This is a genomic window from Leclercia sp. UBA1284 (assembly GCF_002308415.1).
GTDB classification, from domain to species: Bacteria; Pseudomonadota; Gammaproteobacteria; order Enterobacterales; family Enterobacteriaceae; genus Enterobacter; species Enterobacter pneumoniae.
Genome location: NZ_DBUS01000006.1, coordinates 514,974 through 536,218, shown reverse-complemented (window position 1 = coordinate 536,218; position 21,245 = coordinate 514,974). Strand labels below are relative to the sequence as shown.

At 54.3% G+C, this 21,245-nt stretch carries 20 protein-coding genes; 16 read left to right on the top strand and 4 right to left on the bottom strand.

Features of this window, described 5'->3' with window-relative positions; translation table 11 throughout:
- The first annotated feature begins 72 nt into the window (after positions 1-72).
- Positions 73-201, top strand: a complete 129-nt coding sequence (mntS, locus tag B3511_RS05785; RefSeq protein WP_286777726.1) for a manganase accumulation protein MntS — start codon at positions 73-75, stop codon at positions 199-201.
- A 277-nt stretch (positions 202-478) separates the two neighbouring features.
- On the top strand, positions 479-2,062 hold the full coding sequence (locus tag B3511_RS05780; RefSeq protein ID WP_263617100.1) for a phosphoethanolamine transferase: 1,584 nt from the start codon (positions 479-481) through the stop codon (positions 2,060-2,062).
- Between the two features lie 68 nt (positions 2,063-2,130).
- On the opposite strand, the gene ompX is transcribed toward B3511_RS05780, so the two are convergent.
- Entirely contained in the window at positions 2,131-2,652 is a 522-nt protein-coding gene (ompX, locus tag B3511_RS05775; RefSeq protein ID WP_286777725.1) for an outer membrane protein OmpX, read from the bottom strand.
- Positions 2,653-3,006: 354 nt separating this feature from the next.
- On the opposite strand from ompX, the gene rhtA reads away from it, so the two are divergent.
- The 6 genes from rhtA to ybiO all read left to right on the top strand — a co-directional run bounded on the left by rhtA (position 3,007) and on the right by ybiO (position 9,617).
- Complete coding sequence (gene rhtA, locus B3511_RS05770) at positions 3,007-3,897, top strand: threonine/homoserine exporter RhtA (protein WP_046886922.1); 891 nt, start codon at positions 3,007-3,009, stop codon at positions 3,895-3,897.
- A 301-nt stretch (positions 3,898-4,198) separates the two neighbouring features.
- A complete protein-coding gene (dps, locus tag B3511_RS05765) occupies positions 4,199-4,702 on the top strand; it encodes a DNA starvation/stationary phase protection protein Dps (RefSeq protein ID WP_040076453.1) in 504 nt (167 codons plus the stop codon).
- 361 nt (positions 4,703-5,063) lie between these two features.
- A complete protein-coding gene (gene glnH, locus B3511_RS05760) occupies positions 5,064-5,810 on the top strand; it encodes a glutamine ABC transporter substrate-binding protein GlnH (protein ID WP_040076454.1) in 747 nt (248 codons plus the stop codon).
- Positions 5,811-5,884: 74 nt separating this feature from the next.
- Complete coding sequence (gene glnP, locus B3511_RS05755; RefSeq protein ID WP_040076455.1) at positions 5,885-6,544, top strand: glutamine ABC transporter permease GlnP; 660 nt, start codon at positions 5,885-5,887, stop codon at positions 6,542-6,544.
- The gene (gene glnQ / locus B3511_RS05750) at positions 6,541-7,263 is read left to right on the top strand and encodes a glutamine ABC transporter ATP-binding protein GlnQ (protein WP_040076456.1); all 723 of its coding nucleotides are present in this window, start codon (positions 6,541-6,543) and stop codon (positions 7,261-7,263) included. The genes glnP and glnQ overlap by 4 nt, the downstream gene beginning before the upstream one ends.
- Positions 7,264-7,391: 128 nt before the next feature.
- Positions 7,392-9,617 (top strand): mechanosensitive channel protein, encoded by a 2,226-nt coding sequence (gene ybiO, locus B3511_RS05745; protein ID WP_286777724.1) that lies wholly within the window; start codon positions 7,392-7,394, stop codon positions 9,615-9,617.
- Here ybiO and rlmF read toward each other — a convergent pair.
- Positions 9,614-10,525 carry a 23S rRNA (adenine(1618)-N(6))-methyltransferase RlmF gene (gene rlmF, locus B3511_RS05740; protein ID WP_286777723.1) on the bottom strand — a complete coding sequence of 304 codons (912 nt, stop codon included), beginning with the start codon at positions 10,523-10,525 and terminating at the stop codon, positions 9,614-9,616. The genes ybiO and rlmF overlap by 4 nt on opposite strands.
- Positions 10,526-10,765: 240 nt before the next feature.
- Here rlmF and mcbA point away from each other — a divergent pair, with 240 nt between their 5' ends.
- Positions 10,766-11,029 carry a DUF1471 family periplasmic protein McbA gene (gene mcbA, locus B3511_RS05735; RefSeq protein WP_046886924.1) on the top strand — a complete coding sequence of 88 codons (264 nt, stop codon included), beginning with the start codon at positions 10,766-10,768 and terminating at the stop codon, positions 11,027-11,029.
- 103 nt (positions 11,030-11,132) lie between these two features.
- On the opposite strand, the gene B3511_RS05730 is transcribed toward mcbA, so the two are convergent.
- Complete coding sequence (locus tag B3511_RS05730) at positions 11,133-11,768, bottom strand: recombinase family protein (protein ID WP_207293287.1); 636 nt, start codon at positions 11,766-11,768, stop codon at positions 11,133-11,135.
- A 425-nt stretch (positions 11,769-12,193) separates the two neighbouring features.
- On the opposite strand from B3511_RS05730, the gene B3511_RS05725 reads away from it, so the two are divergent.
- The 4 genes from B3511_RS05725 to ybiJ all read left to right on the top strand — a co-directional run bounded on the left by B3511_RS05725 (position 12,194) and on the right by ybiJ (position 16,102).
- Positions 12,194-14,482 (top strand): catecholate siderophore receptor Fiu, encoded by a 2,289-nt coding sequence (locus tag B3511_RS05725; protein ID WP_286777722.1) that lies wholly within the window; start codon positions 12,194-12,196, stop codon positions 14,480-14,482.
- A 59-nt stretch (positions 14,483-14,541) separates the two neighbouring features.
- Positions 14,542-15,219 (top strand): PKHD-type hydroxylase YbiX, encoded by a 678-nt coding sequence (gene ybiX, locus B3511_RS05720; RefSeq protein WP_286777721.1) that lies wholly within the window; start codon positions 14,542-14,544, stop codon positions 15,217-15,219.
- 70 nt (positions 15,220-15,289) lie between these two features.
- Positions 15,290-15,556 (top strand): DksA/TraR family C4-type zinc finger protein, encoded by a 267-nt coding sequence (locus tag B3511_RS05715; RefSeq protein ID WP_212477390.1) that lies wholly within the window; start codon positions 15,290-15,292, stop codon positions 15,554-15,556.
- Between the two features lie 285 nt (positions 15,557-15,841).
- Complete coding sequence (gene ybiJ / locus B3511_RS05710; protein ID WP_040076463.1) at positions 15,842-16,102, top strand: DUF1471 family protein YbiJ; 261 nt, start codon at positions 15,842-15,844, stop codon at positions 16,100-16,102.
- Positions 16,103-16,198: 96 nt separating this feature from the next.
- Here ybiJ and ybiB read toward each other — a convergent pair whose 3' ends face one another.
- Entirely contained in the window at positions 16,199-17,161 is a 963-nt protein-coding gene (gene ybiB, locus B3511_RS05705) for a DNA-binding protein YbiB (RefSeq protein WP_040076464.1), read from the bottom strand.
- A 219-nt stretch (positions 17,162-17,380) separates the two neighbouring features.
- Here ybiB and B3511_RS05700 point away from each other — a divergent pair, with 219 nt between their 5' ends.
- The 3 genes from B3511_RS05700 to B3511_RS05690 all read left to right on the top strand — a co-directional run bounded on the left by B3511_RS05700 (position 17,381) and on the right by B3511_RS05690 (position 21,227).
- Complete coding sequence (locus B3511_RS05700; RefSeq protein WP_286777720.1) at positions 17,381-17,917, top strand: fimbrial protein; 537 nt, start codon at positions 17,381-17,383, stop codon at positions 17,915-17,917.
- Between the two features lie 67 nt (positions 17,918-17,984).
- Entirely contained in the window at positions 17,985-18,659 is a 675-nt protein-coding gene (locus B3511_RS05695; RefSeq protein ID WP_286777719.1) for a fimbrial biogenesis chaperone, read from the top strand.
- A 24-nt stretch (positions 18,660-18,683) separates the two neighbouring features.
- Positions 18,684-21,227, top strand: a complete 2,544-nt coding sequence (locus B3511_RS05690) for a fimbria/pilus outer membrane usher protein (RefSeq protein ID WP_286777718.1) — start codon at positions 18,684-18,686, stop codon at positions 21,225-21,227.
- Positions 21,228-21,245 lie beyond the last annotated feature (18 nt).

The window sequence follows — 21,245 nt, the reverse complement described above, 5'->3', positions numbered from 1 at the left end:
TAGCCTGTGCTATATCTGTATGTAGTGCAGTCACCTTCAGGGATCGAAGGGATCATTCATCAGGAGGTTGAGATGAACGAATTCAAGAGGTGTTTACAGGTGTTTAGCCACTCTCCATTCACAGTACGCTTAATGCTGCTGAACATGATTTGCGACATGATTACTGGCAAATCACAGCAGAACGATAAACCTTCCCGCTAGGCGGCGTCGCGGTACGCCGCTTCATTTTTTTGTCACACTTCCTTTGTAGACTGGGCCGTAAGGCAAATTGCCGGATCTTTTTTACGGATTTGTAGCCCTCTTCGCAAAACATCCCCTTATAGCTGTTGACCTTCATCGCCGCTGGCACTATCTTCTTGCAGCCCTGCACTATATGCGGCTCGCAGACGCGGACCCCAATTCCCCTTCTCCGCACTCTCAGGCAGGTTTTGACCCTTGGCGCCAGGGTGAGCACATGGCGTTTTCATGATTGTGACCTATGAATTTAACCCTGAAAGAATCACTTGTGACCCGCGGCCGGGCCTTAAGCCCGTGGACGGGATTCTACTTTCTACAATCACTGCTGATTAATTTTGCATTGGGCTACCCCTTCAGTCTGCTCTACGCGGTGGCCTTTACCTGCGTATTGCTGTTGCTGTGGCGTAGCGCACCGCGCGTGCAGAAAGGGCTGCTGGGCATCTGCTCGCTGGTGGCGGCAATGTACTTCCCCTTCTCTCAGGCCTATGGGGCACCCAACTTTAATACCCTGCTGGCGATGCACTCCACCAATATGGAGGAGTCGACAGAGATCCTGACCATCTTCCCCTGGTACAGCTATGTGGTTGGCCTGTTTATCTTTGCGCTGGGCGTCATTGCTGTGCGACGTAAACCCGAAGCCAAAAAAGGGTGGAACCGACTGGACAGCCTCTACCTGGCCGTCAGCCTGGCCGCCTTTTTTGTCGCCCCGGTGCAGAACCTGGCATGGGGTGGCGTCTTCAGGCTGAAAGATAGCGGTTACCCGGTCTTCCGTTTTGTGAAAGACGTGGTGGTGAACAACCAGGAAGTGATCGACGAACAGGCGCGCATGAGCGCGTTGTCGCAGATGAAAGATACCTGGAACGTGACGGCGGTGAAGCCGAAATATCACATCTACATGGTGGTGATAGGCGAAAGCGCTCGCCGCGATGCGCTGGGCGCCTTTGGCGGCCACTGGAACAACACCCCTTTTGCCAGTGCGGTGAATGGCACCCTGTTTACCGATTATATTGCCGCCAGCGGCTCTACGCAGAAGTCACTGGGGCTGACGCTTAATCGGGTAGTGGATAACAAACCCCAGTATCAGGATAACTTCGTTACCCTGGCGAACCGTGCCGGCTTCCAGAGCTGGTGGTTTTCCAATCAGGGCCAGATTGGCGAATATGATACCGCCATCGCCAGTATTGCTAAGCGTGCCGACGAGGTGCAGTTCCTGAAGAGCGGTGATTTTGAAGCCGATAAAAATACCCAGGATGAGGCACTGCTGAAGATGACTGCGCAGGTTTTCAGCACGCATCGTACGCAGCCGCAGCTCATTGTGCTGCATCTGATGGGCTCGCACCCACAGGCCTGCGATCGCACCAAAGGCAAATACGCCGAGTTTGTGCAGTCGAAAGAGACCTCCTGTTACCTCTACACCATGACGCAGACCGACCAGCTGTTAAGTCAGCTGTATAGCCAGTTGCAAAATACGGGCGACAGTTTCTCGATGGTCTATTTTTCCGATCACGGGCTGGCGTTTAAAGAGCGCGGTAAAGCGGTGCAGTATCTGGCCCATGATGACGCCTTCCAGCAAAACTTCCAGGTGCCTTTTATGGTGCTCTCCAGCGACGATAAGCGCCACCGCATCATCAAGGCCCGCCGCTCGGCGAACGATTTCCTGAGCTTCTTCTCTCAGTGGACGGGAATTCAGGCAAAAGAGATCGCCAGTCACTACCGCTTTATCTCCAGCCAAAAGGCACCGCCGGTCTATGTCACGAACTTCAAGTTGCAGAAAGTGGACTATAACCATCTGGGGAGCGACATTTTCGCCACCCAAAGTCGGTAAGGATTGGGTTGTTGAAGACAAAAAAAATCCGCCACAGGGGCGGATTTTTTATTGGCTCACCGGAGTGATTAGAAGCGGTAGCCTACGCCCGCGATCCAGGTGCCAACGTCAACGTTACGGATGCGGCTCTGCTCATAGGAGAAGTCCAGCGCAACGTTTTCGATTGGGTTGAACTGCATACCTGCACCGTAGGAGAAACCGTAGTCGCTGGTGTCGTCAGAAGAGCGACCCAGACCGGTGTCGGAAGTCTGCTGGAATTTACCGTAACCCACACCCACTACACCGTAGATGCTTGCCCAGTCGTTCAGACGGAAAGCAGGACCACCGGTGATGCCGTAGTACTGTGCTTTGTTATACACATCACCGGAAGAGCGATCTTTTTCGGTGTAGGTGAAGGAGCCGATCCAACCCAGTGGGTTGTTGTCCTGCTCGTAGCGGTATTTCAGGTTCAGGCCGTTAGTTTTGTTCATAACGCCCTGCATATCGCTCTGAGCGTAACCACCGGAAACAGTAGAAGTTGCCGCTACTGCGGTGCCTGCGGAAACGGCCAGAACGGCTGCCAGTGCTGAAAGACATGCAATTTTTTTCATAACCACCTCAAATGTGCTTCAAGTAAGTCCGTAAGTTTTAAATATATCAAAAATTCTTGTGAAACTCTTTCTGATTAGTGATGTCTAACGGCCCTTTTGGTGTAACTAATTATTTCCATAATCAGTTATCTCTTTCAAATCTCACCGAAAATACATCCCAAAAATGTAATAGTGCGCGTCAGATTCAATACATTCATCCAGACTATTCCTAAACTGCTTGGCAATAAGCCCGGTCTATGAATGCCATTCTACGGATTTCAGGGAACTTTTTTTCAACGAAGTCTCAACCGCGACAGCTTATTTCAATTACACTGCCACCTTTACTTCGTTTGACATAAATTGACAGGAGAAAGGATGCCTGGGTTGCCCCGCAAATCGCCGGTCTGGATGCCGGTTGTCGTTATTCTTATCGCCATGTTGTCTATCCAGAGCGGCGCATCGCTGGCGAAATCTCTTTTTCCCGTGATCGGCGCGCCGGGCGTAACAGCGCTGCGTATTGCGCTCGGCACGCTTATCCTGGTGATTATCTTTAAGCCCTGGCGCCTGCGTTTTGAAAAATCACAGCGCCTGCCGCTGCTCTTTTATGGCCTGTCGCTGGGGGCGATGAATTACCTCTTCTATTTATCGATACAGACCGTCCCGCTGGGGATTGCGGTGGCGCTGGAGTTTACCGGCCCGCTGGCGGTGGCGCTCTTCTCCTCGCGCCGCCCGGTAGACTTTGTCTGGGTGGTGCTGGCGGTATTGGGGCTGTGGTTCCTGCTCCCCCTCGGTCAGGACATTGCGCATGTGGATTTAACCGGTGCCGCGCTGGCGCTTGGCGCGGGTGCCTGCTGGGCTTTATATATCCTTACTGGTCAGCGTGCGGGGGAAGAGCATGGCCCCGCAACGGTGGCGCTGGGATCGCTGATTGCCGCTATCATCTTTGTGCCGCTGGGGATGGCGCAGGCCACCGAGTCGATCTGGCAGTGGTCGATTTTGCCCGTCGGGCTTGCGGTTGCGGTCCTTTCAACAGCGCTCCCCTACTCACTGGAGATGATTGCGCTCACCCGCCTGCCCACGCGCATCTTCGGCACCCTGATGAGCATGGAGCCCGCGCTGGCGGCTATGTCAGGTATGGTGTTTCTCGGCGAAACGCTCACCTTTACCCAGACGCTGGCGCTCTGCTCTATTATTGCTGCGTCGATGGGCTCAACCCTGACGTTGCGGCGCGAAAGCAAGGTCGAAGAGGTAGATATCAACCGCTGACGGGTAATTCTGCATGGCCAATACGCGCCATGCAGAATATAAGCCAGATTGCGCGAAATTAAATATGCCCGCACAAATTGTCATCAATCGGAAATATTCTCTCTCCTCTCTTGCCGATTTTTATAAATAAGAATCTTTTACAACGAAATATTATAAGCCACTGATTTTCAGGACCTTTAATAAGTCTTAATTATTCTTTCTATTAAACCGATAGGCAGTACCGGGTCGCAGGCTAAAAATGTGGTGCTATACTTATCTCCAGTAATTACCTGGGACACAAACATCAAGAGGATATGAGATTATGAGTACCGCTAAACTGGTTAAAACGAAAGCGTCTAATCTGCTTTATACCCGCAACGATGTATCGGATAGCGATAAGAAAGCAACAATCGAGTTGCTGAATCGCCAGGTGATCCAGTTCATTGACCTGTCGCTGATTACTAAACAGGCCCACTGGAATATGCGCGGCGCCAACTTCATTGCCGTACATGAGATGCTGGATGGCTTCCGTACTTCACTGACTGCACATATGGATACCATGGCTGAGCGTGCCGTTCAGCTGGGTGGCGTGGCGCTGGGCACCACGCAGGTTATCAACAATAAAACTCCGTTGAAAAGCTACCCGCTGGATATTCACAGCGTGCAGGATCACCTGAAAGAGCTGGCAGACCGTTATGCCGTAGTCGCTAACGACGTGCGTAAAGCCATTGGCGAAGCCAAAGATGAAGATACCGCTGATATCTTTACCGCAGCGTCCCGCGATCTGGATCAGTATCTGTGGTTCATCGAAGCTAACATCGAGTAATTCCTTGTTTTTCAGCCTTTGACCCTCGCTTCGGCGGGGGTTTTGCACATCTATGGTGCAATAAATCGTCTACATCCCAGGCAAAAGTGACAGATTTGTAATAATCACCTCACACAATCGTTAACGCGAGATTGTTTTTTCATCAATATATGCGCTTAATAGCAGGGCTATAGCGATCAAAAATCACCTGCACCAAAACAGTGCTCCATTGTGGTGCAAAGAAAGCGAATTGCACCACAGGATGTGGTAATACCCTGGTGTAGCGCCTTTGTGAAACAACCACTTGCAAAGTTGGCACGATTTTTTCATATAGCCGTTCGTTCTCGCAGGGGATCGCCCCGTGGATATAAAAGGAAATGCTATGAAGTCTGTATTAAAAGTCTCACTGGCTGCACTGACCCTGGCTTTCGCGGTTTCTTCTCAGGCTGCTGATAAAAAACTGATCGTTGCCACCGACACCGCATTCGTTCCGTTCGAATTCAAGCAAGGCGACCAGTACGTTGGTTTTGACGTGGATCTGTGGGCAGCTATCGCTAAAGAGCTGAAACTGGACTACACCCTGAAGCCAATGGATTTCAGCGGCATCGTTCCGGCACTGCAGACCAAAAACGTGGACCTGGCACTGGCCGGTATCACCATTACTGATGCGCGTAAAAAAGCGATCGACTTCTCTGACGGCTACTACAAAAGCGGCCTGCTGGTGATGGTCAAAGCCGATAACAACGATGTGAAAAGCGCTAAAGATCTCGACGGTAAAGTGGTTGCGGTGAAGAGCGGTACCGGTTCTGTTGACTACGCAAAAGCAAACATCAAAACCAAAGACCTGCGTCAGTTCCCGAACATCGATAACGCCTATATGGAACTGGGCACCAACCGCGCTGACGCGGTGCTGCACGACACCCCGAACATCCTTTACTTCATCAAAACCGCAGGCAACGGCAAGTTCAAGGCGGTAGGTGAGTCTCTGGAAGCGCAGGAATACGGTATCGCCTTCCCGAAAGGCAGCGACGATCTGCGTACTAAAGTGAACGGCGCGCTGAAAACCCTGCGTGAGAACGGCACTTATAACGAAATTTATAAAAAATGGTTCGGTACTGAACCAAAATAATAACGCGTTTGCTCTTCTGTGGGGGCGAACTTCGCCCCCTGTTGTCTTCACCACGGTAAAAACAGGAACTAATCATGGAGTTTGACTGGAGCGCCATCTGGCCCGCCATTCCTCTGTTGCTTGAAGGCGCCAAAATGACCCTGTGGATTTCGGTCCTCGGTCTCATTGGCGGGTTGATTATCGGCCTCGTCGCCGGTTTCGCCCGCACCTACGGCGGCTGGATTGCCAACCACATCGCACTGGTTTTCATTGAAATCATTCGTGGCACACCTATCGTTGTACAGGTGATGTTCATCTACTTCGCCCTGCCTATGGCCTTTACTGATCTGCGTATCGATCCGTTCAGCGCGGCCGTGGTCACCATCATGATCAACTCCGGTGCCTACATTGCCGAGATCACCCGTGGGGCCGTGCTGTCGATTCATAAAGGCTTTAGCGAAGCGGGCCTCGCCCTGGGTCTCTCTCGCCGCGAGACCATTCGCCACGTTATCCTGCCGCTGGCGCTGCGCCGTATGCTGCCGCCGCTGGGTAACCAGTGGATCATCAGCATTAAAGATACCTCGCTGTTCATTGTAATCGGCGTGGCCGAACTGACGCGTCAGGGCCAGGAGATCATCGCCGGTAACTTCCGTGCGCTCGAGATCTGGACCGCCGTTGCCGTGGTTTATCTGATTATTACGCTGGCACTGAGCTTTGTTTTACGTCGTCTGGAAAGAAGGATGAAAATCCTGTGATTGAATTCAAAAACGTCTCCAAGCACTTTGGTCAGACCCAGGTGCTGCACAATATCGACCTGAAGATCGAAACGGGCGAAGTGGTCGTGATCATCGGCCCATCAGGCTCCGGTAAATCTACGCTGCTGCGCTGCATTAACAAACTGGAAGAGATCACCAGCGGCGACCTGATTGTCGATGGCCTGAAGGTTAATGACCCGAAAGTCGATGAACGCCTTATCCGCCAGGAAGCGGGGATGGTGTTTCAGCAGTTCTACCTTTTCCCGCATCTGACCGCGCTGGAAAACGTGATGTTTGGCCCGCTGCGCGTGCGCGGTGCCAATAAAGCGGAAGCCGAAAAGCTGGCAAAAGAGCTGCTGGCGAAAGTGGGCCTGGCCGAACGTGGTCACCACTATCCTTCTGAACTTTCCGGTGGCCAGCAACAGCGTGTGGCGATTGCCCGCGCGCTGGCGGTGAAGCCGAAGATGATGCTGTTTGATGAGCCTACTTCTGCGCTTGACCCGGAACTGCGCCATGAAGTCCTGAAGGTGATGCAGGACCTGGCGGAAGAAGGGATGACGATGGTGATTGTGACCCACGAAATCGGCTTTGCCGAGAAGGTCGCTTCACGTCTGATCTTTATCGATAAAGGGCGTATTGCTGAAGATGGCAACCCGCAGACCTTGATCGAGAATCCGCCGAGCCAGCGTCTGCAGGAGTTCCTGCAGCACGTCTCCTGACGATGCTTTGTTAATACGCTAAGCCGGGTTCGCCCGGCTTTTTTACGCCGGAATGTTCTCAAAACCATTTCTCCCTCCCCCGCCATCTATACTTATCTTTTTGCTGAATATTGTCATCGGAGGACGCCGTGCCGTGGATCTTGTTGCTGCTTGTTAGCCTGCTGTGTGCCCCTGCACAGGCGATTACCCTTCCGGGCGTCACCACGGGGACGACCCCGGCAGCAGAGGGGGCAGCCCCGGCAGAGCCCGACGTTGAACAGAAGAAAGCGGCTTACTCCGCTCTGGCGGATGTCCTTGAAAATGACGCGTCACGTCAGGAGTTGATCGGGCAGTTGCGTACCGCGGCCGCCACGCCGCCGCAGGAGACGGCGCCCAAAATCACGCCGCCGGCCATCGAAGAAGAGAAAACGGTGCTGGAGAATGTCACGGATGTTGGGCGTCACTATGGCGAAGCGCTGGCAACCCGCTTTGCGCAACTCTACCGCAACCTGATTGGCTCCCCACACAAAGCGTTTAATCCGGATACCTTTCTCAATGCCGCCAGCCATTTCCTGATCCTCGCCGGGCTGGTCTTTGCGTTCTACTGGCTGGTGCGCCTTTGCGCCTGGCCGCTGTACCGTAAAATGGGTGCGTGGGGACGTAAGAAAAACCGTGAGAAGAGTAGCTGGCTACACCTGCCGCTGATGATTACCACCGCCTTTATTATCGACTTGCTGCTGCTGGTACTCACCCTTTTCGTCGGCCAGTTGCTCAGTGATAACCTGCATGCCGGCAACAAAACCATCGCCTTCCAGCAGGGGTTGTTCCTTAACGCATTCGCGCTGATCGAATTCTTTAAAGCTATTCTACGGCTAATATTTTGCCCTCACGTTCCGGAGCTACGTCCGTTCAACATCGACGATCGGACCGCAAAATACTGGTCGCTGCGCCTGAGTACCCTGAGCGGACTCATTGGTTATGGCCTGCTGGTGGCGGTCCCCATTATCTCCAACCAGGTCAATGTGCAGATCGGTGCGCTGGCTAACGTGCTGATTATGCTCTGCATCACCGTCTGGGCGCTCTATCTTATCTTTCATAATAAGCGGGCCATTACCGAGGGACTGCTGCACCTGGCTGACCGCTCCTTATCCTTCTTCAGTCTATTTATTCGCGCGTTTGCGCTGGTGTGGCACTGGCTGGCCTGCGCCTACTTTATTGTGCTCTGCTTCTTCTCGCTGTTCGATCCCGGCAACAGCCTGAAGTTTATGATGGGTGCCACCTTCCAGAGCCTGGCGATTATCGGGATTGCGGCCTTTATCTCTGGCCTGCTTTCACGCTGGCTGGCCAAAACCATCACCCTGTCGCCGCAGGTGCAGCGCAACTACCCGGAATTGCAAAAACTGCTTAACGGCTGGATTTCCGCCTCACTGAAGGTGGCCAGGATCCTCTGCGTGGCGGTGGCGATTATGCTGCTACTCAATGCCTGGAGCTTGTTTGATTTCTGGAACTGGCTACATAACGGCGCGGGGGAAAAAGCGGTGGATATCGTGATCCGCATTGCGCTGATCCTCTTCTTCTCTGCCGTCGGCTGGACGCTGCTCGCCAGCCTGATTGAAAACCGGCTGGTGTCAGATATTCATGGCCGTCCGTTGCCCAGCGCCCGCGCTCGCACGTTGCTGACGCTGTTCCGCAACGCGCTGGCGGTGATCATCAGTACTATCACTATCATGATTGTGCTCTCAGAGATCGGCGTGAATATCGCTCCTCTGCTGGCCGGTGCCGGGGCGCTGGGGCTGGCGATTTCGTTCGGCTCCCAGACGCTGGTCAAAGACATTATCACCGGGATCTTTATCCAGTTTGAAAACGGGATGAACACCGGCGATCTGGTGACGATTGGGCCGTTAACCGGCACGGTAGAGCGGATGTCGATTCGCTCCGTGGGGGTTCGGCAAGATACCGGGGCGTATCACATTATCCCCTGGTCTTCGATTACCACCTTCGCCAACTTTGTTCGCGGTATCGGCTCGGTGGTCGCCAATTACGATGTGGATCGCCATGAAGATGCGGAGAAGGCCAAAGGGGCGTTAAAGGCGGCGGTAGACGAGCTGATGGAGCAGGAGGATATTCGGGGCCTGATTATCGGCGAGCCGTCGTTCGCCGGGATTGTAGGGCTGACGAATACCGCCTTTACGCTGCGCGTCTCCTTCACTACCCAGCCGCTGAAGCAGTGGACGGTGCGTTTCGCTCTCGACAGCATGGTGAAGAAGCACTTCGATCTGGCCGACGTCCGGATGCCGGTTCAAACCTATCAGGTGTTGCCGTCGCCGGCCTCCCCTGCTCCCCCCACGCTGCCGCCACAGGCGCCGACGCTTTAACGGCTACGTTTGTTATCGTCGAGGAAGGACCAGGCGATGAAGCGGCTCTGCTTCTGACCCTGGGCCATCTCTTTTTTCACCACTTTTACCGCACCGACCGCCGTCAGCGCACGGTAGAGCGGCGGCAGATTTTCACCGCGCGACACCAGGGTGGTAAACCACTTAACCTGTCTTGCGTACTGCGCACTCTCGGCGATCATCTTACTGATAAACGCGACCTCGCCCCCTTCACACCATAGCTCCTGCTGCTGGCCGCCAAAGTTCAGCGCCCCATCCGCCGCCTGGCCGAGATTACGACGCTTGCGCTCGCTGCCCGCGCGTGCCGCTTCGGCGGAGTCATGGAACGGGGGATTGCAGAGGGTGGCATCGTAGTGCTCATTCTTATGAATGATGCCCGCGAAGATCGCCGTGGCCTCTTTTTGACGCCGCAGACGGATGGCGCGGCTCAGGCCCGGATTGTGGTTAATGATCGCCGTGGCGCTGGCAAAGGCTTGCGGGTCAATCTCGCTGCCGGTGAAACGCCAGCCGTATTCATGGACGCCAATCAGCGGGTAGATAAGGTTCGAGCCGGTACCGACATCCAGCACCGTGGCCTCTGCAGGTACCACGCCGCCGCGATCCGCCGCCAGCAGATCTGCCAGATGGTGAATATAGTCCGCGCGCCCAGGTACGGGTGGGCAAAGATAGCCGTCCGGAATATCCCACTGCGCGACGCCGTAAAAATGGGCCAGCAGCGCTTTATTTAACGTCTTTACCGCCTGCGGATCGGCGAAGTTCACCGTTGGCTCGCCCGCAGGTGACGAGATAATAAAATCGCGCAGCGCCGGACAGCTCTGGCAAAGGGCATTCATGTCGTAACGGCTGTGATGGCGGTTGCGTGGGTGCAACCCCGGCTTCTGGGATGTCATGGCGTTCTCCTTTAAAACAGCGGCGTAAGATACTCTTTGCTGGCACAAGGGTAAATCATTCTCTACGCATGAGAACAAAGCGTCAAAAATCAAACGCCTGGATGTCTATGATTTGTCATTGAATTGTCAAAAAATATCGTTCAAAAAATAAGCATATCTCCATCAATTTTTTGCGCTGAATCACACGCATTGCCGTCCTACACTTACCTTGACTCATCTGAAGTGATAAGAGGTGTGACCATGAAAAAATATCTCGTAATGCTCGCCGCCGGTACGCTGGCAGGCGCATCATTCGCCGCCCTGGCGGCAGAACCGCTTATGCGTGGCGATGCGAATAATCAACTCCGTCCCGCCGGCACTGTCTCCGTTTCCGGGGCCAGCAATCTCGATGACCTGCAGAGTAAACTGGCGGAAAAAGCCCGTGAACAGGGTGCGACAGGATTCACCGTGGAATCGGCCAGCGGTGATAATAAAATGTTCGGGACTGCCACTATTTACAAGTAAGTTTCCGGCCATTGAGGCTGCATCTTTAGGTGTAATGCTGATCGGTTAAGCGTGGTGTAATCGTGCTCGATTGATCGGCATGACATCTTAGGGCGCAGTATTTTTATTCTCGCTCTGCCAGAGGTTTCTCCGTCTGGCGATATAAAGCCTGAATACGGCAAACTTGCGATGGGCTATAGCCGGTCGCCTGCGCAGTCTCCTGAATACTCATCTTTTTCACCTGCCGACAGTACAACACCTTTTTATGCCGCTCGCGATCCGGCGGCTTCCCTTTGAACTTACCCAGACGTTGCGCCCGGGCAATTCCCTCCTGTTGCCGAACGCGCTGATGCTGCAGTGCCTGTTGGGCAAGAGCGGCCAGGGTGTCCAGTAAGGTGTGATTAATCGCCACCGCTACCGCCGGATCTGAAGGGCCGCTCATCATCTGCCAGGTCGCCGGGAGATCCAGGCTCAGGATCCGTAGCCCGTGCTGCGTCACCTGGTTGGTCAAACGGCTCCAGTCGTGGCTCGTCAGGCGGATTAAGCGATCAATACGATCGATAAGCAGGATGTCCCCCGGCAAGCTTTCTGCCAGCAGACGCGCGAACTCGGGGCGGTCAGACGTGAGGGAAGCGAAATTTTCCCGATAGTAGCTGGCAATACGATGACCCCGGGCCTGGACAAAGCCGTCCAGTACCTCTTTCACCCGATCGGCCCAGGGATCCTCTGCAGACGCTTGTAAATAAGCCCTGATGAACATATCGCTCCCGCTATCGCATTAACGTTGTCGCACACCTGATCTCGCATTCGGGTTATCGCATTGCCCTTATTTGCCCCTATTGCTCATCGCATTAGACCAGATTCAAAAGCGAGAGGCGCTGAGCCAGAGGCAGCCTAAGCTGGCTTGCTGTCCTGAATTATAATTTATCGCCGAAAAGAGGTACGGAAAGTTCAGAGACAAGATGTCACCCCTGCGCATAAGGGTGCTGGCAGCGATGTAGTAATGTGAAGATTTTTAGTAGCTAATGTAAATTTATGTATTTCATTTTTTTCAGGAGAGTGATAAAAAGTCACGCCAAATGATAATGTTTATCACAATTATTATCATTTGTAGGTTCATTACTGTATTCGCGTGGCATAGACGTAATGAAATGTGATTCTAAAAATTATAAGTCGCTAAACAATATGGAAAACAATCGCAATACTCCGTTCAGCAGCTTCTCTTCGCTGACGTTCTTCACGGGCCTGTGTATCGGCCTGACGCCTGTCGCTACCGCTATTGCTGCGGATCAAACCGATAAAAAATCTGACGATACGCTGGTGGTTGAAGCTCAACCGCCCTCTCTGTATGCCCCCACCCACTCCGCCGATCCGAAGTTTGCGCGCCCCATCGCCGACACCACTCGCACCATGACGGTGGTCTCTGAGCAGGTATTAAAGGATCAGGGGGTGACCAACCTGACCGATGCGCTGAAAAACGTGCCGGGCGTCGGCGCCTTTTTTGCGGGTGAGAATGGTAACTCGACTACCGGCGATGCGGTCTATATGCGCGGTGTGGACACCTCAAACAGTATTTATGTAGATGGCATTCGGGATATCAGCAGCGTATCGCGAGACACTTTCAATACGGAGCAGGTCGAGGTGATCAAGGGCCCGTCCGGCAGCGATTATGGCCGCAGCGCGCCAAGCGGCTCGATTAATATGATCAGCAAGCAGCCGCGTCTGGACTCGGGCATCGACGCCTCAGCCAGTCTCGGCAGCGCCTATATGCGCCGGGGCACGCTGGATATCAACCAGACAATGGGCGAGACCTCTGCGTTTCGCCTCAATTTGATGGGTGAAAAGACCCACGACGCGGGCCGCGATAACGTTAAAAATGAACGCTACGGTGTGGCACCGTCGCTGGCATGGGGGCTGGGTACGGAAAACCGTCTCTATCTGAACTACCTCCACGTCACGCAGCACAACACTCCGGACGGGGGCATTCCGACCGTGGGTCTGCCGGGCTACTCGGCCCCCAATGCCGCAACTTCGGCGCTGAATGGCGCTGGCAAAGTGGATACCCATAACTTCTACGGTACGGATTCCGATTACGACGACTCCACCACCGATACCGCCACCCTGCGCTTTGAACACGACATCAACGACGTCACGACCCTGCGTAACACCACCCGCTGGTCGCGCGTGAAGCAGGATTATCTGATGACGGCGGTGATGGGCGGCGCCAACAACATTACCCGGCCGGATCCTAACAATGTGGATAGCTGGACCTGGTCGCGCCTGGCCAACACCAAAGATGTCAGCAATAAGATCCTGACTAACCAGACCAACCTGACCACCAAATTCTTTACCGGATCGGTGGGCCATGACGTCAGCACAGGGGTCGAGTTCACACGCGAAACCCAGACCAACTACGGGGTAAATGCCATTTCCCCGCCGGCGGTCAATCTCTATCACCCGGACAGCAGCTTGCATATTGGCGGCCTCAACCGCAATGGGGCGAATGCCAACGGCCAGACCGATACCTTCGGCATTTACGCTTTTGATACCCTGCAAGTTACCCGTGCTTTTGAGCTGAACGGCGGTATTCGTCTCGACAGCTACCGTACCGAATATGACAGCGCCAGCAGCTGCGGCGGTACCGGGCGCGGTGCGGTCGCCTGCCCGACGGGCGTAGCAAAAGGGTCGCCGGTCACCACCGTCGATACGGCGAAATCCGGTAACCTGGTGAACTGGAAAGCGGGTGCGCTCTACCACCTGACCGACAATGGCAATGTTTACCTCAACTATGCCATCTCCCAGCAACCACCGGGGGGCAGCAATTTCGCGCTGGCCCAGGGGGGCACCGGTAGCAGCGCTAACCGTACCGACTTTAAACCGCAGAAAGCGAAAACCAGCGAGATTGGCACCAAGTGGGAGCTGCTGGATAAACGCTTGCTGCTCTCGGCGGCGGTGTTCCGTACCGATATTGAAAACGAAGTGGAGCAAAACGAAGACGGCACTTACTCTCAGTACGGCAAAAAACGCGTAGAGGGTTACGAGCTGTCGGCGGTGGGGAATATTACGCCGCAGTGGCAAATTATCGGCGGTTATACCCAGCAGCACGCCTCGGTGCGCAGCGGTAAAGATGTCGCGCAGGATGGCAGCTCCTCCCTGCCATACACTCCGGAGCACGCCTTCACCTTATGGAGCCAGTACCAGGCCACCGATGCGCTCTCTGTTGGCGCAGGCGCGCGTTACATCGGCAGTATGCATCGCGGCACCGATGGCGCCGTGGGCACACCATCCTTCAGCGAAGGCTACTGGGTCGCCGACGCGAAGCTGGGCTATCGCATCAACCGCAATCTGGATCTGCAGTTGAACGTCTATAACCTGTTTGATGAAGAGTATGTCTCTTCGATTAACAAGAGCGGATATCGCTACCATCCGGGCGAACCACGTACCTGGATGTTAACCGCCAACATGCACTTCTGATGGCGTGTGGGGCTACGGCCCCACCTTTCTCCCCACAGCATCTTCCCGGAGAAGTTCTTATGATGTATCACATTCCTGGCGTACTCGCGGCTGATGAAGTCGCCCAGCTTCGCGCGCAGCTGGCGCTCGCCCCCTGGATCGATGGCCGTGCGACGGTGGGCAACCAGGGCGCGCAGGTCAAAAATAATCAGCAGGTCGATACCCAGAGCGAGTTGTACCAGAAGCTCCAGTCCGCCGTGCTACAGGCCGTCAATCAGCACTCACTCTTCTTTGCCGCCGCCCTGCCCCGCCAAATCTCCAGCCCGCTGTTTAACCGCTATCAGCAGCAGGAGACCTATGGCTTTCACGTGGATGGTGCCGTGCGTAACCATCCGCAAAGCGGCTGGATGCGAACCGATCTCTCCGCCACCCTCTTTCTCTGTGAACCCGAGAGTTACGATGGCGGCGAGCTGGTGGTCAACGATACCTTCGGGCAGCACAGCGTGAAGCTACCGGCCGGCGATCTGATTCTTTATCCCGCCAGCAGCCTGCACTGTGTCACCCCGGTGACGCGCGGCGTGCGGGTAGCCTCGTTTATGTGGATCCAGTCGATGATCCGCGACGATAAAAAACGGGCGATGCTCTTCGAGCTGGACCGCAATATCCAGACGCTGCGCACCCGTCATGGTGAAAGTGAGGAGGTGTTGTCGTTACTCAACCTCTATCACAACCTGCTGCGAGAGTGGTCTGAAATCTGATGTCACGCCTTGACTGCCTCTTTTTTAACCCCATATTTGAAGAAGGGTTAACAGAGGCAGGAGTAATGCGATGGCTTCCGGTTGGGCAAATGATGACGCGGTCAATCAACAGATCAACAGTACGATTGAAGATGCCGTTGCGCGGGCGCGCGGCGAGATCCCGCAGGGAGAAAGTCTGGCATTCTGTGAAGAGTGCGGCGACCCGATTCCTGAAGCGCGACGCAAGGCAGTGCCAGGGGTACGGTTGTGCATCACCTGTCAGCAGGATAAAGATTCACAAAGTAACGGATATGCAGGATATAATCGCAGGGGATCTAAGGATAGCCAGTTACGCTGACTTTTCTTTACCCTTCTTCGCAACGCAAGCGGTTTCGTTTACGTGCACGAAATTTCAGCATGCGTTTCGCAAAATGTGCCCTTACCGTTTCGTCTGTAAAGCGCTGCGCGAAGATACGTAAAGACGCGTCCTGAATTTATTAATATTCAATAACTTATTTGTCATTCAATTTTTTCGAACAATGACGTCAATTCTCTTCGATTTTATCTTTCGCAAAAAAGCGTGATACTCATCACATCGACGGAACATCGTCCCCTTTACAGAATAACCTGCGAGAGATTAACCATGAAAACCATTAAATATGCTGTTGCTGCTGTTGCCCTGTCTGCGCTTTCCTTTGGTGCCTTTGCGGCACAATCTGTTTCGCCTTCTCAGGCAAGCGGCATGAATAAAATCGGTGTGGTAAGCGCAGAAGGTGCAACCACGCTGGACGGTCTTGAAGCGCAGCTGGCTCAGAAAGCCGCAGCGGCAGGTGCAAGCGGGTATACCATTACCTCTGCGAACACCAACAACAAACTTAGCGGTACCGCGGTTATCTATAAATAATCGCCTGTTTTACTGAATCACTGCTCCAACCCTCATTGACCCTGTTGTTATTACCCTTGTTTTGGCCCGTCCTGGATTGGACGGGCTTTTTTTTGCCTAAAATGACTGTGCGACGCGAGCCAGACCCGCTTCTACCGTCTCGACCTGCCCGGTCGCCAACAGGCAGCAGGCTAGCTGTAACTTAATAGAGTGTGGCACCGGCACCTGCCCAGAAAGGCACTGGGTGATCCAGTGGGCGGTCACCTGTGGATCTTTACCCTCCGGCAAGACCACCTCGCTTTGCTCCTCGCCTCTTTCCCATACCACGCGCGTACCAGCCGGCTCAATCAGGGTGATTTGCGGACAGCGCTGCGGATTGGCATACACTTCCCCTTCCGTGCCGTGCATTAATAGCGCCCGTCCGCCAATGTCAGCGAAAAAGCTTGCCACCCGGGTGACATACTCCGGATGAGACACGCTGGAAAGACGCAGCGCCTTATCTTCTTCAAAAGGGGTCGCCAGTTTCGCCAGGGTATGTGCGCTATTGCGAACCCCCATCCGCCAGCGCAGGGCGAGCTGCTTGTCCAGCGACGGGCAAAGCGCATGGACGGGAATATAAACCGGCTGGTTTCCTTCAAGTTTGGCCTGAGCTTGCCCGGCCGTCAGGGTGGGTTGAATGCCCAGGAGTGCCAGAATGGTTTCGGTCAGCACGCGGGTAGGATCTTCACTGACGCCGTGCACCACCACCGGGAAGCCGAGTTTATTAAGCAGGATGGCCAGAAGCGGCGTGAGGTTGGCCTGTTTGCGCGCGCCGTTATAGCTTGGGATCACAATCGGCATCGGTTTCGCCACCGGCGGCGTCAGGCGCAGGGTGCGTGACTGCATCGCCTCATAAAACCCACGCATCTCTGCTTCGCCCTCACCCTTGATTCGCAGCGCGATCAGGATGCTGCCCATCTCAAGGTCAGGTACCTCGTCATTAAGCATGGCGCTATAGAGCGCACGTGCGGTCTCCTGATCCAGGTCGCGGGCGTGGTTCTTTCCCCGACCTACCTCTTTGATAATTTTACGATAATCCACGGCATCTCTCCTTCCGGCATGATGTAAACACTATAGCCCTGATAAACAGCGCCCCGAAAGCTTTTTATCCGCCGCGTTGAATGCGCTGTTTTTTCAATAAAAAAATGAATGCAAGCGCTTAATGAAATATTAGTGGTTCGGGCAAAAGATTCTTACAGAGGGACAATCTGATTAAATAAGCAGCGAATAGTTGTTGAGGTAACACAATCAGGATTACGTATGAACAAGGTTGCTTTAGGTTTTTTTATTGCTGCAACAATAGGATGTTCGGCATCCGCATTGGCGGCGACAGATGGCGAAGGACAAATTAACTTTACGGGCGAAATTATCGATTCCGCCTGTCAGGTCGTGAATGGAATAAGTAACCCGCTGAATGTCGAATTGGGCCAGGTCTCTAAAACGGTCTTTACCGGTGCAGGCTCCACCAGCACGCCGACACGATTTGATATTCAGCTAAAGAATTGCCCGGAATCCGTCACCTCCGCTGCCATTAATTTTGGCGGCACCCCGGACAGTGATAACAACAGTACGCTGGCATTGACACCCGATGCGGACGCAGCGACCGGCGTGGCAATTCAATTGCTCGACTCTACCGATCAACCGGTCAGCTTATACACCCCTTCTCGTCAATATCCACTGACGGCGGGAAGTACGGTAAACGATCTGGAATTTGCAGGACGTTATATCCAGACAGGGCCTACGGTAACAGCCGGCCCGGCTAATTCTGTTTCAACCTTTACCGTTATCTATAACTGAGATGATCCCTCCCGAGATATCAGCCTGTGTCAGGGCTGATATCTCTTATTCACGTTGAGATATATTTATGCGTCAAGGTTATTTACTGAGTTCTCTTTTACTGGTAGCCGCAACAGCGCATGCCGGCGTTATTATTAACGGCACGCGCCTGGTCTATCAGGGAGAAAAAAAGGAATCTTCTCTTGGTATTTCGAATCCAGACGATACGGATTATCTGGTGCAGTCCTGGGTCGATGCCGGCGGTAAAAACCTGGCTAAAGCCCCTTTCCTGATCACCCCTCCGCTGTTTCGTCTGAATGGCAATGAGGAGAATGTATTACGTGTCGTGCGCACGGGGGGAAATTTGCCCGAAGATCGTGAATCACTCTTCTGGCTAAATATTAAATCCATCCCCTCTTCTAAAAAAATGGATGGGGTGAACACGCTGCAAATTGCTATCAACACCCGCATAAAGCTCATTTACCGCCCTGCCGCCGTGAAAGGCAAACCGGAAGCCGTTGCCGATCGGTTGTCCTGGCATCGGGAAGGAAATGACCTGGTGGTGAATAACCCCACGCCGTTTTACATGAATTTCCAGAGCGTGACGCTGAACGGTCACAACGTTAAAAAAGCGACCTGGGCCGTGCCGAAAGGCGAAACCCATATCGCGCTGCCGGCCCATAGCAGCGGAAATACCCTGGCGTATTCGGTCATTACCGATTACGGCAGTATTAGCCAGACATGGACAAAAACAATTAACTAATTACTGCCTCTGGCGCACTACGTTATGTATAGTCATAAAAAACCGTTCTCCTGGAAAATACCTTCGTTGCCAGCCCTGCTTATAGGGCTGGTAATGTTCTGTATTGCGCAGCAAAGTTCGGCGGATGACTACTTTAACCCGGCGCTGCTGGATATTGATAATCCTCAGCAGGCGAAAACTGATCTATCAATATATGAAAAAGGGCCCGGCCAGGCCCCTGGAAAATATCTGGTCTCTATTTTCATTAATAACACTGAAATGGCTACCCGCGACGTCACCTTCACCTTACGCAAAGCGCAGGCAGGTAATAGCACGCTGCAACCCTGCTTCAGTCTGGACGAACTCAAAAAGCTGGGGATTAAGACCTCCCTCTTTCCGCAACTGACCGCAAAAGGCGGGTGTGCCGATTTAGGCGCTATTCCCGCCGCGACCGCCACCTTTCGTATCAGCCACCAGCAGCTGCTATTGAGCATTCCGCAATCTGCGCTGGGCCAGATACCGCGTGGCTATATCGACCCGAAGGAGTTTGATGAAGGCATCACCGCCGGTTTGCTGAACTACAGCGCAACGGCCAGCCAGAGTCAGGCGCGTACCCCAGGGACGCCGGATAACAGCAGCCAGTACGTTAACCTTCGCCCCGGACTTAACCTTGGCGCGTGGCGTTTACGTAACTACTCGACCTGGAATCGCAGCACCACCGGTCACGAGGAGCAGCACCATTTCTCTTCGGTCTATACCTATGCCCAGCGCGATATCGTGGCGATGAAAAGCGACCTGACGCTGGGGCAGAGCAGTTCCCCGGCCGACGTTTTTGATAGCGTCTCTTATACCGGGATGCAGTTAAATTCCGACAGCGACATGCTGCCAGATAGCGAAAAAGGCTATGCCCCAATTATTCGCGGCACCGCCCACAGTAACGCGCAGGTCGTTGTGCGCCAGAACGGTTACGTTATTTATCAGAACACCGTCGCCCCGGGCGCCTTCGAGATAAATGATCTCTACCCCACCGGCAGCAGCGGCGACCTGCAAGTCACGGTGAAAGAGACGGACGGCAGCGAGCGCCACTTCGTGGTGCCCTACGCCTCAGTGCCGGTTTTGCAGCGTGAAAAACATCTGCGCTACAGCGTCACCGCCGGGCGTTACCGCTCGTATGACAGCAACGTGGAAAAGACGCCGTTCGCCCAGGGCAGCGCCATCTATGGTTTATCGCACGGAATGACCCTCTACGGCGGCGTGCAGCAGAGTAGCCATTACCAGGCCCAGGCGCTGGGCACCGGTAAAAACGTTGGCGATCTGGGTGCGTTCTCCATCGACGTGACGCGGGCGAAGGCGTTGCTCAAAAAACAAAAGCGCAGCCAGGGTCGATCGTGGCGCGTGCGGTATAGCAAAGATTTTGCCGGCACAGGCACCAACTTTTCGCTGGCTGGCTATCGCTACAACAGCAAGGGGTTCTATACGCTGCAGGAGACGATGGAGTCCTGGACCCGTTCCGACGACTGGAGCGCGCCAGAACAGCGCAAGGATCGCGCTGAAGCGACCATCGACCAGGTGCTGCCGGAGGGCTGGGGCGCCTTCACGCTGAGTCTGGTGAAAGAGCGTTACTGGAGCCAGGACCAGGATATGACCTCCATGAGCCTCAGCTACAACAATAGCTGGGATGGGGTGACCTACAGCCTGAGCTACAGCCTGAATAAAAATACGCACGACAGTGATGAGAACGGGGATGCGGTCAGCAATGACAATCTTTTCGCCCTGAGCGTCTCTCTCCCGCTCGATCGCTGGATGCACAACACCTGGGCCAGCTACAACCTGAATAACAGTAAAGAAGGCACCACCCAGACGCTCGGCCTGAACGGCACGGCGCTGGCGCAGAACAACCTTAACTGGAATGTTCAGGAGGGGCTCAGCAATACCGGCGCTGGCAGTTCCACCAGCCTGAACGCCGATTACAAAGCCACCTATGGCGAAGTCAGTGGCGGCCTCAGTCAGGATAAGTACCAGCGCACCGCCAACCTTGGCCTGCAGGGGGGCGTCGTGGCCCACGCGAACGGCGTGACCCTGAGCCAGCCGCTGGGCGAAACCATCGCGCTGGTTAAAGCACCGGGCACCCACGGAACAGAAATAACTAACCAGACCGGCGTCGAAACAGACTTCCGCGGCTATACCGTGGTGCCGTTTGTTACCGCCTATCGCCACAACACTATCGCACTCAATACGGAAACCCTGCCGGACGATGCCGACGTGACCCATGCGGCACAGGTGGTGACCCCGACGCGCGGCGCGATAGTACGCGCCACCTTTAGCACCCGCGTAGGTCGACGCGTATTAATGACGCTAACGCACAACGGCAAGCCGCTACCCTTTGGCGCAACGGTGACAACAGAGGACAAGGATAACGAGTTTATCGTAGGCAATGATGGCCAAACCTGGCTTACCGGTTTACCTCAGCGCGGACATCTGACCGTCAGTTGGGGGCAGGATGCCCGCGATCACTGCGTAGCGGACTACGTGCTAACGGACGAGAAAGATAAAACACACATTATTAACGCTGCCGCGCAGTGTCAGTAAATTACCCTGAAGGTTTGA